Raw genomic sequence first — 13,626 nt, forward strand, 5'->3', positions numbered from 1 at the left:
AGCAGTGGCGCGGTGTTGCGACCCGCTACGACAAATATGCCCTGACCTACCTCGGCGGTGTCTTGTTGGCCTGCGCCGTCATCCACTCCCGCGTGGGAACTCTCAAATTGGGAGACACGCCCTAGTCCGTCACGACAGCGCACCCCGTCAGCCGCGGATCGACGACAAGCCTTGTGAAGCATCGATGTTCACCGCAGCACGCCCCGTATAGGCGGGTTCGCCTCCCGAGACCGCTCTGCGCAGTCGTAGGGCGCAGCCGGCCGCCAAGGGTGAGCTTGAGCGCGCCCGCGATGTCAGCTGGGCCGGCGGTCACGACCAATGAGGTCACCCCATTGTCGATCGGCCGCGGCTGCCGCAGCAGGATCGCTGCCAGATGATCCAGTGCCGTCGACCAACTCAACGAGTGCGGTGGCAATCGTGAAGACCGGCACGTGCTGGCGGCGGGCCGCCTCGAGTAATTCGTCGAAGGCGTCGTCGCAGCTGCAGCGCCGCAGGGCCATCAATACCCCTTCGGCACGGTCGAGTGCCCGCACGCCGGGGCGTAGGCGAACGGTGGTGAGCTGCTGGCGGCTCATGATGATGTCCATCAGCGCGGCCTGATCGCAGTTTCGGCCGTGGTGAGGTTGGGCATGGTTGCTCCTATCGGATCATCTTGTGGTGTGGGGCTTTTCGGATCGGTGGGTGGTCAGCTGCGTGCCGGGTGCACGTCGAGGTGCGTGCACCGGCGGTGTACCGGGGCGGTGAGGCCCGGTGGATAGCAGGGAAATGGCCAGCACCACAACCGCAGCCAAGAGAACTGCGGTCACGAACGCGTGCGCTACGAGGTGGGAGTCGCAGCAGGCAGGCGGTTGTGGTGTCCTGCGGTGTGTCGCGGCATCGCCGGTTCCCGCAACGTCCCCGTCGGGTCCGGATGCGGTATGCCTCGTCTGCTTAGCCAGTAAAGACATTATTCCGGGCGGTCAGTCGGTGTCGCAGCAGGCAGCTGATGGTTTGACGAACGTGGTCGGCGAGGTCAAACACCCCCATCGGGTCCTCGACGTCTGGACAGCTCGATGTCGTTATAGGCGTACCGAATTCGATGGACCACTTCGATGGCAAGGGCATCAGGCCTAGCGGGCCAGCTAGCGGGAACGTAGGTGTGATCGGGAAATGCGGCAGGCCCAGCAGCCGGGCCAGAGGCCACGCGTTGGTCACCATCGGATAGATCTCTTCGGATCCCACGTTCGCGCACCGAATGATCGGTGCGCCAGCGCGCAGCGCCGCCACCGCGAAACCGCCGCGGCCAAACCGCGCCAGCTGGTACCGGTCGCGGAAGCACTTGCCGAGCCCTTTGTGGCCTTCGGGGAAAATAGCTGCGAGTTCACCGCTGGTCAGGAGGCGATGCGCGTCCGGCGTACAGGCCAAGGTGTGACCGGCTTTTCGTGCGATGGGAGCGAGCGCGGGTAGTGCGAATACCAGGTCTGCGGCCAAGATCCGCAGCGCGCGGTGCGCGGGGTGGTGGTCATGAACCGCGACCGATGCCATCAGCGCATCTAGTGGCAACACCCCCGCATGGTTGGCCACGATCAATGCCGGACCGTCGACGGGAATATTGTTCATACCAGCAACTTCAACCCGAAACCAGGCGTTGAACAGGGGGCGCAACACCGGCAGCACTACCTGTTCGGCGAACTTGGCGTCGTAGCCGAACTCATCCACCTGATAGTCGCCTACGAGGCGTCGGCAGATGAACGAGGTCATCGCGGCCAGGTCGCCCACAAAGTCGGTCCGGGGCCGATACCGAGTCGGCTTTTCAGCCCCAGCAGGGGACATGCGCTCGGTCGTGACGTCACCGAGTGCAGTTTTGGCTTTCCCGAGCGGGACCGTCTCGGGAACCATCTGGTCATCGGCGGCACGCCGGATCGATGCGTTCCGTCGGGTGTGTGAACCTCGCCTGTCGAGCTCAATAACGTTCGTGGCACGGGTACTGGCCATCGTGTACTCCTATATTCGCGTCCCGGCGCGGCTGAGGAGTGATTCCCGTCCGTCTCGCCTCGTCGCGAAGTCAATCTATTACCGCACCTGGCAACTATTGCAATATGCTACCGAAACTTCCATGACATGATCCGTGTCAGCGTCTTGATGGCGGTGGCATCAGTGCGGCAAGGGATCTGTGACCGGCTCGCGAATACCGAAGGGGAATAGACATATTCGTGCCATGAACTGGTGACAACACCTCGGCGCTTGGGGCAGTCGGCGGCCGTTTTGGACTCACTCCACTCAGGGGGTGTCCAGGCAATTCAACTCGATTACGAAGCAACTCCATGTGCGCGTCATGACGTCGGACCCGGCGGACCGGTGTTCAGCAGACTTCCCTACACAGACTTGAAGTGTCCGCGCGGCCTGCTCGTTAGTGCGGGGGTTCTTCGGGCTGGTCGGATATTGTCTCTGCCATCGCCTCGACCTCACGGATGCCGCGCGGGCGGCCTGCGGTGATCCACAACTGCCATAGCGCGGCGGCGATGAGCACGGTGGCCGCGAGGCTGATGATGGGATACCCGCGGCCCAGGTTGATCACCAGGACGAAAAACACCACGGTGGCACCTATCCCGTTGAGCAACAGATGCCCGCGGTTGCGCTCGCGATAGGAGAAATAGGCCATCGCGACCAGGCCTGCCAGGAAACTCAGGAACACCGATACCGCGTAATAGAGCACGAGGGTTTGATCCTGTCCGCCGGCTGCGGCCGTCGCGATCACCGAGACGATGGTGAAGAACACCACGCCCCAGTACGGGGTGTGGTGGATGTTCGTTCGACCGAGGAAGCCTGGCAGAATGCCTGTGCCGTGCGTTGTGCGGGCCAGCGCCTTCAGGAGACCAGGTCCGGCCTGGAACGATGAACTGGCAGCAGAAAGCAGCAGCAGCGCCGTGACGAGCTGAAAGACCGCAAACACCGGCCCCGGTGTGCAATGGCGGGCGAGTTCGGCGATCTGGGTGCTGTCCCCAGGCGGAATGCCGACGTTGAGCACCCGCGCTTCGATGGTCAAGCCCATGGTGAGTGTGCCGACGATGACCAGTGTCAGCCACAGGGTGATCCTGCCGAATTGGTGACGTCCGCGATCGTCCAGCTGACCCAGCTGCGCGATGGCCGAGGACGGGGCCTCGACGCCCGTGGCGAGCGCCATCGCCACCGGGAAGGCAAGCAGTACAGCGAAAAGCGCGCTGTGGCTGGGATGCTCGGATGCTGGCGAAGGCATGGCCCGTAGTGGCTCGGCAACCGTTCCGTACAGCAGAACGAGCGTCGTAACGGCAACGAAGGCGACGGTCATGGCCGCGAACGCGAGGCGACCGAGATGGCCGAACCATGTCGCGCCGCCAACCAGAACCGCCAGCCCCGCAGCCAGAACAATCCGGTACGGCGCCAACGTGGGCATGTAGGCGATGATCGCTGATGCGCCGGCGGCGACACTGATCGCGATGGTCAGCACAAAATCGACGATGAGTGCACCGATGGGCAGAAAGGCCCAGCCTTCGCCGAAGGCCTCGCCGGTCGCGGCTGACGCTCCGCCACCACGCGGATACCGTGCGATCAGTTGCTGGTAGTTCACCACCACCAAGGCAATGATCAGCACCACCGCTGACATTGCTGGAATCAGCAACGCCAGATCACCGCCGAGCGCTCGCAGCGCGGCTTCGATCGCGTAGGCGACCGACGACACCGGATCGGCCATAACGGCAAAGGCAAATGCGAGCAGCAGGATTGGGCGCGAGTGGAGGAATGTCATCATGGGCGGCCTCGACAATCTGGACTCGGCAACGACACTGCCGACCAGACTTCCCGGCGCACCAAGGTGGTGAGCCTAACGCACCCTGGCCAACGTGGTGCGACATCGTGAGAGACCGCGACGGTCGTTGCCCGGGGCACTAGTTTGGCAGCGACGTCCATCCACTCGGCTTCCTTGGCTGAAAGCGGGCACCGCACGATCGACCACTACGCCGCCCCGCCTTGCAACAGGAGAGCGGCTGGTCGATCCCCGGTCACATGGCTCAGTGCTGCCCGATCAACACCACAATGTGGGCCTCGCGGGAAACACCCCTGGCTGACGCCACGACCAATTGCTTTGCCGGCTAGTATCTTTGCGGATCGCAACGGTGGCTGCGTGGCAAGACTTTCGAGTCCGGACTGCGCGGCGTGAGGCTGCCGTCAGCTGGGCTGGACGCCGCTGACGTGGAGACGACGCTAAAGCCGATCGACTACGCCGAACGCGGGATGAATCGGACGAATGGCATATGTCGTCCCGCCTCGCGGAAGTCGGGTTCCGAACCATCAACCTCAAACCCCATCACCCGCGGAAGAAGGAACGTCGCCACCAGGCGGTGGCGCGTTGCGTAGCGGGCAAAGATGTCCGCACCTTCATCGGCGTCCAGCGCTATCGCAGTTACGGGCAGGGTGCGCCACCCCACGTCAATGACCACCTCCGGGGCGTGCATGACATTTTGGTACCAGGCAGCAGTTGGCCCCCACCCCGAGGCGACAACAAAGCTATCGTCGGCCCGATCGTGTTCGACGACCTCCAACACCGCCTGGCGTGGCTCACCAGACACTCGACCTAGGTGATGAAGCCGCATGATGCGCTCCCCGCACACCCAACCAAGGTGAGCCCGGAACATGTACAGGGGCAGCCGATACAGCAGCCGGCTCAATCCCGCTGGAGGTCTTACGTGTTTGACGATCTTCACAACTGTCATCCTTTCCGCACCCGTGGATGCGCGTCATGGACAAGTGCCACGGCGTGCGGAATACCACCCGACCGATCTACCCGCCATACACAATGCTACTGCAACTATTGCATAGCGCAATTAATTGCGTCGCGACTGCCCATGGCGGATCAGGATTTTGGAGGCGCGCCGCCCCGGGGTCGATGCTTGCAGACCAGGCGTGGGCCGATTGAGGTCCTCGAGACCGGGGTCGCACGGAGTTGGTGGAGCCGGGATGGGTGATGACCGCCGGGATGACTTTGTCGGCGTCAAAGCGCCGAGGCAGCGCAGCGGCGAAACACGCCTAACGTGCCTCATGTGCAGTCTCCTGGCTGGTCAGGCGCAAAACTGCAGGTAGTCGCCCAAATACCCGCCAGATTTTCAAAAATGGGTACAGATAAGAAGGGCCTGGTCGTTGAACCAGAGACACGGCTGGATGGCTGTCGGCATGTCGTTTCCTTCCGGTGGTTTTCGGTGAATCAGGACAGCAGTGCGTCGATCTGGCCGAGCGCGCCGGTCATGCCTTCGACCATGCCCATCGCGGTCACCTTCTCGAGCTGTTCGAGATCGGTGAACCGGGTGACGATCGTCATGCGGGTGCCGGTGTCGATCGCGTCGAACGACACCTCCAAACGCATGGTGGGCATCTCGGGGTCGGGCTCGCCATCCGGCTGGGAGAAGCCGTCCTCGATGAGCAGCCGGTTCGGTGCGTCGACTTCGAGCGTGGTCCACCAGCCCGGCGCGATCTCACCCTCGGGTCCGGTCATGTGGTACCGCGACTGACCGCTCGGCGTGAGGGCGTGGCGGGTGAAGGTGGCCGGCCAGGTCGGCGGGCCCCACCAGCGTTCCAGCTGGCGCGGGTCTTCCCATACCTGCCAGACCCGCGCCGGCGGCGCGGAGAACTCGGCCACGAAGGTCATGGTGAGGGCTTGCGGGTCGGCTGCGCTGCTGAGCACCGTCATCGGTGGTCCTTTCGTTTTGTGCTGCTTGATGTTTGGTGGGGCGGGTAACCGTCTTCGGCGAGGATCGCCTCGATGGTCGCGGCGCGGTCGTGCCAGAGCGCCGCGTAGCGCTCCAGGAGCACGCCCGCCCGGTGCAGGGTTTCGGGCACCGCACGGACGAGTTGTTCCCGGCCGCGGCGCTCTTTATGCACCAACGCCGCGGCGGCCAGTACGGCAACGTGTTTCTGCACCGCGGCGAAGCTCATGTCGTAGCCGCGCGCGAGTGCGCTCACCGACTGGTCGCTGCGCATCGTCCGGGCGACGATGTCGCGGCGCGTGGCGTCCGCCAATGCGTGAAAGATCTTGTCGATCTCCGCATCGGTGAACGAGCCTGGAAAAGTATCTACAACCATTTGGTTGTAGATTAGGGGCTGCGGGTAGCGGCGTCAAGGGCTGGTGCGAAAACGCGTTCACCCGGAATCCTTGGCTCACTTGTGCGAGTGGCTTGCGCCCTCATTTCCGACTCAACCCGGATCGGCGGCCCGACGCCGTTGACTCTGAACTGAGGGCGTAAAAGTTCGAGTAGCGGGGTGCGTAGACGCAAAGTCAACGGCCACAACGCTTTTGCTAGTCAAGTGCCCAGCGCTGAGCCTGGCTGGGTGGCGCGAAACCTCGGGAAATCGCCGTGTGCTCAGGTTTGCCGAGCGAGCTTCGGCGCACTGCCCACGCCAAGCGAGCGTCACTCCCGGTTCAGCGCCGCCTCTTCCAGGTCCAGCCCGTGCAGCACTGACCGCAGGACTTCGTCGTCGATGTTCCCGGCGTCGCGTTCGGCGATGAACGTCGCGCGCTCGGCCGCCAGCATCTCCAACCGCAGGCGCCGCATGGCCGACGCCGGGCTTTCGCCGATGTCGTCGTCGCTGCGGCCCAGTCGCTCCCAGACCGCGTTGCGACGCCGGTCGTTCCAGCTCTGCAGTACCTCGCCGACGTGCTGTTGGGCGCTGGAATCGCTACTGCGGGCCAGCAATTCGTCGAGCCGGTCGGCGGCCGCCGCGGCTGCGCGACTCGACGCCGCGGCCTGTTCCAAAGCGTCCTGATGAGCCTCGGCCTCGCTTTGGACGTCGAGCATTCGGATCAGCCACGGCAGCGTCAGACCGTGCAACAGCAGCGTGCCGATCACCACGACGAAGGTCAGGAACACCAGCTGCGCGCGCCCCGGGAACGGTTCGCCGCTCAGCGTCACCAGTGGCACACCGAACGCCGCCGCCAGTGAGACCACACCGCGCATCCCCGCCCAGGCCACGATGAAAACCTGCGACGCCGTCGGTCTGGGTTCCCGTTCCCGGATGCCGCGGAACAGGACGCGCGGCGTGTAGGCCATGACGTACACCCAGACGATGCGGACCCCGATCACCGTGGCCAGCACCGCGGCCGACGCCACGGCCAGGGTGACGGCGCGGATACCGGTCAGCTCGTCGACGACGGTCGGCAGCTGCAGGCCGATCATCAGGAACGCGAAGGACTCCAGCACCAGCTGGATCGACTTCCACACCGCGTCGTCCTGCAGCCGGGTGGCGTAGGACGCCCGCGTGGCGCGCTGTCCGAGCAGCAGCGCGGCGACCACCACCGCGATCACCCCGGAGCCGTGCACCTCCTCGGCCACCCAGTAGATGAAATACGGCGCGACGAGCCCGATGGCGCTCTCCACCAGCGGATCGTCGAGCCAGGTCCGGATGAACTCGATGAACCACCCGATCAGTCCGCCGATCACGACACCGCCCACCGCGGCCAGCGCGAAGGTGCCCAGCGCGCCCTGCCACGTCGCCGCGGCGCCGATGGCAGCGGCCAGCGCGACCTTGTACGCGGTGAGTGCCGTCGCGTCGTTGAGCAGGCTCTCGCCGCCGAGCAGCGTCATGATCTGGCGCGGCAGCCCCAGCCGGCGGCCGATGGCCGCGGCAGAGACCGCGTCGGGCGGCGCGACGATCGCGCCCAGGGTGAGAGCTGCCGCGACCGTCAGCTCTGGAACGGTATGGAAAGCGACGAACCCGACCACCAGCGTGGTGGCCAGCGGCAGCCCGACCGCCAGCAGCCCGATGGCGCGGACGTTCTTACGCAGGGCCAAGTAGCTGCTCTCCAGCCCGGCCGACCACAGCAGCGGCGGCAGCACCACGAACATGACCAACTGCGGCTGCATCTCGATCGCCGGCACGCCCGGAATCAGCCCGACGGCGAGTCCCGCGACGACGAGTCCCAACGGCGCCGAGACGTCGTATCGGCGGGCCAGCGCGGCCAACAACACCGAGGCCACCAGCACTGCCAGCAGTGGGGCACCCATGTCCTCAAACCTCCTCGGTCAGCCAGCCCTATCCTTGTTCAACATGCTGGGGAAATGGATGCAGTCACGGGCAACACGTCCGCGCGAAGAAAATTCCCCGACCACCTGCGCGCACCTCGCCGACGCGGTCGGTCAAGCTGAACCGGAGCCGCAGACGCCTGGACGCTGTGGTGACTGTGCGGCACTTGGGGAGGATACGTGGGCACACCTGCGGATGTGTCTGACCTGCGGACAGGTCGGCTGTTGCGATTCCAGTCCGCACCAACACGCCAATGAGCATTACCGCCGCACCGGTCATCCGGTGATGCGGTCGGTCGAGCCGGGGGAGAGCTGGCGATGGTGCTACGTCGACATCAGATTGGGTTGACGCGGCGAGCGAAGCGACGGGGAGATTGGCTGATGAGTTGGTAGACCGGACAACGGTCCTGGTACTCGGCACCGGTGAGTTGAGCAGTGAGCTGGTGCTGTCCTTCCAGCGGCTGGGGACGCGGGCGACCGCGGTGGCCGCGCCCGCCGGGGCGGCAGCACTGCGGGCCCTGATCGACAGGCACACGCCGCAGTTGGTGGTGGTCCAGTCCGCGGTGGCGGACCTGGCGGCCGACGTCGTGGCGGGGTTGGCCGGGCTCGACGAGGTCGCCGTGTTCCCGACGCCGACTGCTCTGCGGCTCGCGTCCGATCGTGAGGCGCTGCGCACCTTGGCGGCCAACGAGCTGGGGCTGCCGACGGCGCCGTTCTGGTTCGCCGGATCGGTCGACGAGCTCACCGCGGTGGCCGAGCACGCCGGGCTGCCGCTCACGGTGTCACCGGCCGCGAACACCGAGGGTGCGGGCCGCTCGGTGCTGTCCCGCCCCGAAGACGTCGACGTCGCCTGGCACCGTGCGGTGGCTGCGGGCAGTGACCGGGTGATGGCCGAGACGGCCGTCGACGTGGCCGCCGAGTTCACCATGCTGACGATGCGGACCCAGGGCCCGGCCGGCCCGGTGGTGCAGTTCTGCGAGCCGATCGGTCACCGCCGCGACAACGGCGGTCCGCTGGAGTTGTGGCAGCCGCAGCTGCTGTCGGAGTCGGCGCTGGACGCGGCCCGCTCGATCGCGGCCCGGATCGCGGGCAAACTCGGTGGCACGGGGCTGTTCACCGTCGACCTGCTGCTCGGCACCGACGCGGAATCGGGGGCCGAGGAGGTGTACTTCGCGACGGTCCATCCGATGCTCACCGGCGCCGGGTTCGTGACGACGCGGTCGCAGCGGCTGTCGCAGTTCGATCTGCACGCGCGGGCGATCCTCGGCCTGCCGGTCGACACCATCATGATCTCGCCGGCGGCCGGTGAGGTCAGCCGCCCGTCGTCGGACAAGGCGGCGGTCGCGCGCGCACTGCCCGACGCGCTGGCTGTCGCAGAGAGCGACGTACGCCTCTCCGGCGAGGTGTGCGTGGCTTTGGCGACGGCGCCGGACGTGGTGCGGGCGCGCGACCGTGCGCATCAGGTGGCCGCTGTGCTCAACCAAGCGGCGGCGATCAACCAGACAGGGAAGTGACATGACCGAATCGGAATCGCACCCGCGCCAGACCCTGGGGCCGTTCCTGGCCGCGCTGGCGCTCATTGTGGTCCTCGTGGTCATAATCGCGGTGCTGAACGCGATCGGGGTGTTCGGCCGGAATGATCCGACGCCGGAGCAGCTGGTGCGCACCGCGGTCGTCGGCCAGAACGACGGGCTGCAGCGCAAGGACTACGCGCGCTTCCAGACGTACACCTGCAGGGCGCAGGCCGGCACCGAGGCGGATGTGCTTGCCCGGCAACAGGATTCGGCGGCCAAGAACGGGCAGCGCTACGTCGACGAAGTGACGGACATCAAGTTCGACGGCCAGAAGGCCACCGCGGTGCTGATGTACCACTTCGACAAGACGCCGGACCAGAAGCCCACGGCGCCCGTGGTGCTGGTGAACGAGGACGGCGCATGGAAGGTGTGCTCGCCGGTCCCGAGCTAGTTTGTGACAGACTCGCATCCGTGAGCTACGCGGGAGATATCACGCCGCAGCAGGCCTGGGACCTGCTCAGTGACAACCCCGAGGCGGTGCTTGTCGACTGCCGGACCGACGCCGAATGGCGTTGGGTGGGCGTGCCTGACATCTCCAGCCTCGGTCGTGACGTTGTGTACATCGAGTGGGTGTCCGGCGACGGCAGGCGCAACGACGGATTCGTCGACGACCTGCTGGCCGCCGGCGTGACGCCCGGCGAGCGGCCGGTGGTGTTCCTCTGTCGCTCGGGTAACCGTTCCATCGGTGCCGCCGAGGCCGCCACCGCGGCGGGCATCGGCCCGTCGTACAACGTGCTCGACGGTTTCGAGGGCAACCTCGACGGACAGCGGCATCGCGGTGGCAGCGGTTGGCGCGCCATCGGACTGCCGTGGGTGCAGTCGTGAGGGGCCTCAACGCCGACGGTGTGCCCTCGGTCCGGGTCCCGGCGCCGCTGCCGGACGGCGTCAGCCAGGCGACCATCGGCGTGCGCGGCGGACTGCTGCGGTCCGAGTTCGAGGAGACCGCCGAGGCGATGTACCTGACCTCGGGGTACGTCTACGAGTCGGCGGCTGCCGCGGAGCAGGCGTTCACCGGCGAGATCGACCGCTACGTCTACTCGCGCTACGGCAACCCGACCATCCAGATGTTCGAGGAACGGCTGCGGCTCATCGAAGGCGCGCCTGCTGCTTTCGCGACAGCGACGGGCATGGCCGCGGTGTTCACCGCACTCGGTGCGCTGCTCGCCTCCGGTGACCGGTTGGTCGCGGCGCGCAGCCTGTTCGGGTCGTGCTTCGTGGTCTGCAACGAGATCCTGCCGCGCTGGGGTGTGGAGACCGTCTTCGTCGACGGTGACGACCTGTCCCAGTGGGAGCAAGCACTGTCGGTGCCGACGACCGCGGTGTTCTTCGAGACGCCGTCCAACCCGATGCAGTCGCTGGTGGACATCGCCGCGGTCTCCGAGCTGGCGCATGCGGCCGGCGCGAAGGTGGTGCTGGACAACGTCTTCGCGACGCCGCTGCTGCAGCAGGGCATGCAGCTCGGTGCCGACATCGTCGTGTACTCGGGGACCAAGCACATCGACGGCCAGGGCCGGGTGCTCGGTGGCGCCATCTTGGGCGACAAGGAGTACATCAACGGACCGGTGCAGCAGCTGATGCGGCACACGGGTCCGGCGATGAGCGCGTTCAACGCCTGGACCATGCTGAAAGGTCTTGAGACGCTGGCCATTCGGGTCGACTACTCGAACCGGTCCGCGCAGCGGGTGGCCGAGTTCCTGGAAGGCGTGCGCGGCGTGAACTGGGTGAAATACCCGTTCCTGCAGTCACATCCGCAGCACGATCTGGCCAAGCGGCAGATGAGCGGTGGCGGCACCGTCGTCACGTTCGAACTCGACGGCGGCAAGGACCGGGCGTTCGAGGTGCTCGACAAGCTGCAGGTCATCGACATCTCGAACAACCTCGGTGACTCCAAGACGCTGATCACCCACCCGGCCACCACCACGCACCGGGCGATGGGGCCGGAGGGTCGGGCCGCGATCGGGCTGGGCGACGGTGTGGTGCGGATTTCCATCGGGCTCGAGGGCACCGAGGATCTGATCACCGACCTGGACCAGGCGCTGAGCTAGGGGATTCGGATGTCCAAGCAGTCCGCGGCCAAGCAGGCCCGTCGGAAGAAGCGGCAGACCACGCGGAACGCCAACTGGCTGCCCGACGAGGTGCATGCCGAGGTCGAGGCCGTCGGGCGGATCGCGGGCGAAATCCTGCCGCGCGGTTGGGTATTCGATTCCGACTACTCCAACGATGAATACCTGATCTGGTACTACCCGCCGTCGGGCTTCGAATCCACCGAGGACGATCCGCGCGAGCTGGTGACCAGGATCTGGGTCTCCGATCCGGACCAGCCGCAGCTGATCCTCGTCGGCACCGAAGAGGATGGCGCGATCTACAGCTTCACCGTCGAGCAGTTGATGGCGAACCTGGACGTGATCGAGGCCTACCGCGTCGGGGATCCCGTGCCGCAGTTCTGATCTCGGTCAGCTGACGCTAGGTGTTTGAGCGTGCGTCTACGCAGACGCCTACTCGGACTCTGTCCGCGTGGATGAGCACTCAACGCGCCCTGGGTAATTGCTTGTCGAGTGCCCGGCTATTGGGTGGCCGGGCCCAGCTGTTGACCACTGTGGAGCGCGGGCCTACGCCGAGCGTGCAGCTTTAGTCGCTCGAACCGCGAATTCCGTGCCAAAAGCTGCACATTCGACATAGTGCTCCCGGGGAACATGCGGTGTCGCCATCTGTAAGCCGTAGTCGGCCCCTCGCTCACTGATTGACTGTGAATCTACGCAGACGCCTACTCGGCTTTGGTCTGCGTGGATGAACACTCAACGCGCACGGTGAGTCTGCGACTCATCAGGCCGGCGAGACCTGATAGTGCGCTATCTGCCAGCCGTTGTCGCCTTGCGTGACAAGGACACTCAGGTTGAGGCTGATGACTTTCCCGTCGGGCAGGGTGAAATCTGCCCGGGTGTAGGCCAGCACGACACAGTCGGCGGGTTCCCGGATCTCGTTGATGCGGTAGTCCACCGTCAGCCCGACGGGCTGGGAGTCGTAGTAGTCGAAGACGCCTTGGCGCCCGACGCTGTAGGGCCGAAGTCCTTGGAATATCGCGTCTTCGGTGAAGACCGCGGCGACGTGGTCCGGCTGATGGGCGGCGATGCCCGCCTGCCACCGGTCGAGGACGGAGCGCACCACTTCAGTTGCTTCAGTGCCCGGCACTTTGACCACCATCCACATGCAGAATTTCGCCGGTGACGAACTTGGCGTGCTCCAGATATAGCACGCCGTCGACGACGTCGGAGATGTCGCCCATGTGACCCACCGGGTGCAGTGCCGACAGGAAGTCATGGGTCTCGGGCGCGTGCATCGGGGTACGGATGGTGCCCAGAGCGACTGCGTTGGCGCGGATTCCGCGGGTTGCGTACTCGATGGCCAGCGCCTTCGTCGCGGCGTTGAGGCCGCCCTTGGTCAGGGACGCCAGCGCCGACGGCACCTGCGAGTTGGCCTGGTCGACGAGGCTGGTGGAAATGGTGACGACGTGGCCACCGTCGCCCTGGGATTCCATTGTCCTGATGGCGGCGCGGGTCAGTTCGAAGAATCCGCGTGAATTCACGCCGGTGACGGCGTCGTAGTCCTCGTCGGTGTACTCGGTGAACGGCTTGGCGATGAAGATGCCCGCGTTGTTTACCACGGTGTCGACGCGGCCGAACTGCTCGACCGCTGCGTCGACCAGCTGCTGGCCGACACCGGGCCGGCCGATGTCACCCGCGACCGCGTGCACCATGGGGTCGTCGCTCGGCGCGATGGTGCGGGAGTTGGCCACGACGGCGTAGCCCAGCTTGCGGTATCCATCGACGAGGGCTTCGCCGATGCCCTGGGATGCGCCGGTGATGATCGCGACGCGTGGTGTTGTGCTCACGGGGTGGTTCCTTAAGTTTGTAGTTGCAGTTATTTCGAGCTGTTACGGCAGTTACGGTGTGCTGCGACCCGGGTGGGTCGGGTAAGGCTTGTGGGTTGTTTGCCGGCCCGGTGGTGCGGCTTGAAAGGACTGGCCG

General features: G+C 65.8%; 15 protein-coding genes and 1 pseudogene. 7 read left to right on the top strand and 9 right to left on the bottom strand.

Annotation, left to right across the window (positions count from 1 at the left end; all coding sequences use genetic code 11):
• Nucleotides 1-125, top strand: a pseudogene (locus tag TL10_RS30815) (IS5 family transposase); the annotation flags it as partial.
• 168 nt (nucleotides 126-293) lie between these two features.
• On the opposite strand, the gene TL10_RS28650 reads toward TL10_RS30815, so the two are convergent.
• The 7 genes from TL10_RS28650 to TL10_RS28680 all read right to left on the bottom strand — a co-directional run bounded on the left by TL10_RS28650 (nucleotide 294) and on the right by TL10_RS28680 (nucleotide 8,009).
• Nucleotides 294-575, bottom strand: a complete 282-nt coding sequence (locus TL10_RS28650; RefSeq protein ID WP_043988344.1) for an ANTAR domain-containing protein — start codon at nucleotides 573-575, stop codon at nucleotides 294-296.
• A gap of 355 nt (nucleotides 576-930) precedes the next feature.
• The gene (locus TL10_RS28655; RefSeq protein ID WP_082068118.1) at nucleotides 931-1,974 is read right to left on the bottom strand and encodes a lysophospholipid acyltransferase family protein; all 1,044 of its coding nucleotides are present in this window, start codon (nucleotides 1,972-1,974) and stop codon (nucleotides 931-933) included.
• Between the two features lie 415 nt (nucleotides 1,975-2,389).
• Nucleotides 2,390-3,766 carry an APC family permease gene (locus TL10_RS28660; protein ID WP_202813129.1) on the bottom strand — a complete coding sequence of 459 codons (1,377 nt, stop codon included), beginning with the start codon at nucleotides 3,764-3,766 and terminating at the stop codon, nucleotides 2,390-2,392.
• 466 nt (nucleotides 3,767-4,232) lie between these two features.
• On the bottom strand, nucleotides 4,233-4,718 hold the full coding sequence (locus tag TL10_RS28665) for a nitroreductase family deazaflavin-dependent oxidoreductase (protein WP_043988347.1): 486 nt from the start codon (nucleotides 4,716-4,718) through the stop codon (nucleotides 4,233-4,235).
• A 497-nt stretch (nucleotides 4,719-5,215) separates the two neighbouring features.
• Nucleotides 5,216-5,698: an SRPBCC family protein gene (locus TL10_RS28670; RefSeq protein WP_043398270.1), complete on the bottom strand. Its 483-nt coding sequence runs from the start codon at nucleotides 5,696-5,698 to the stop codon at nucleotides 5,216-5,218.
• Complete coding sequence (locus TL10_RS28675; RefSeq protein ID WP_043398273.1) at nucleotides 5,695-6,090, bottom strand: ArsR/SmtB family transcription factor; 396 nt, start codon at nucleotides 6,088-6,090, stop codon at nucleotides 5,695-5,697. The genes TL10_RS28670 and TL10_RS28675 overlap by 4 nt, the downstream gene beginning before the upstream one ends.
• A gap of 326 nt (nucleotides 6,091-6,416) precedes the next feature.
• Nucleotides 6,417-8,009, bottom strand: coding sequence for a Na+/H+ antiporter (locus TL10_RS28680; protein ID WP_043398277.1), 1,593 nt, complete (start codon nucleotides 8,007-8,009; stop codon nucleotides 6,417-6,419).
• Between the two features lie 58 nt (nucleotides 8,010-8,067).
• Between TL10_RS28680 and TL10_RS30430 the strand changes: the two genes are divergently transcribed.
• The 6 genes from TL10_RS30430 to TL10_RS28705 are packed head-to-tail and all read left to right on the top strand — an operon-like array spanning nucleotide 8,068 to nucleotide 12,048.
• The gene (locus TL10_RS30430; protein ID WP_081936770.1) at nucleotides 8,068-8,376 is read left to right on the top strand and encodes a UBP-type zinc finger domain-containing protein; all 309 of its coding nucleotides are present in this window, start codon (nucleotides 8,068-8,070) and stop codon (nucleotides 8,374-8,376) included.
• Between the two features lie 37 nt (nucleotides 8,377-8,413).
• Nucleotides 8,414-9,541, top strand: a complete 1,128-nt coding sequence (locus tag TL10_RS28685) for an ATP-grasp domain-containing protein (RefSeq protein ID WP_082068120.1) — start codon at nucleotides 8,414-8,416, stop codon at nucleotides 9,539-9,541.
• A gap of 1 nt (nucleotide 9,542) precedes the next feature.
• Nucleotides 9,543-9,992 (top strand): Rv0361 family membrane protein, encoded by a 450-nt coding sequence (locus TL10_RS28690; protein WP_043988339.1) that lies wholly within the window; start codon nucleotides 9,543-9,545, stop codon nucleotides 9,990-9,992.
• A gap of 20 nt (nucleotides 9,993-10,012) precedes the next feature.
• Nucleotides 10,013-10,426 carry a rhodanese-like domain-containing protein gene (locus TL10_RS28695; RefSeq protein ID WP_043398286.1) on the top strand — a complete coding sequence of 138 codons (414 nt, stop codon included), beginning with the start codon at nucleotides 10,013-10,015 and terminating at the stop codon, nucleotides 10,424-10,426.
• Nucleotides 10,423-11,646 (top strand): O-succinylhomoserine sulfhydrylase, encoded by a 1,224-nt coding sequence (locus TL10_RS28700; protein ID WP_234711564.1) that lies wholly within the window; start codon nucleotides 10,423-10,425, stop codon nucleotides 11,644-11,646. The genes TL10_RS28695 and TL10_RS28700 overlap by 4 nt, the downstream gene beginning before the upstream one ends.
• Before the next feature lie 9 nt (nucleotides 11,647-11,655).
• Nucleotides 11,656-12,048, top strand: a complete 393-nt coding sequence (locus TL10_RS28705; protein ID WP_043988342.1) for a hypothetical protein — start codon at nucleotides 11,656-11,658, stop codon at nucleotides 12,046-12,048.
• A 376-nt stretch (nucleotides 12,049-12,424) separates the two neighbouring features.
• Here TL10_RS28705 and TL10_RS28710 read toward each other — a convergent pair whose 3' ends face one another.
• Nucleotides 12,425-12,790, bottom strand: a complete 366-nt coding sequence (locus TL10_RS28710; protein ID WP_043988348.1) for an SgcJ/EcaC family oxidoreductase — start codon at nucleotides 12,788-12,790, stop codon at nucleotides 12,425-12,427.
• Entirely contained in the window at nucleotides 12,777-13,490 is a 714-nt protein-coding gene (locus TL10_RS28715; RefSeq protein ID WP_043398295.1) for an SDR family NAD(P)-dependent oxidoreductase, read from the bottom strand. The genes TL10_RS28710 and TL10_RS28715 overlap by 14 nt, the downstream gene beginning before the upstream one ends.
• Nucleotides 13,491-13,626: the final 136 nt, after the last annotated feature.

The sequence above is a fragment of the Mycolicibacterium llatzerense genome (genome assembly GCF_000878195.1).
GTDB classification, from domain to species: domain Bacteria; phylum Actinomycetota; class Actinomycetes; order Mycobacteriales; family Mycobacteriaceae; genus Mycobacterium; species Mycobacterium llatzerense.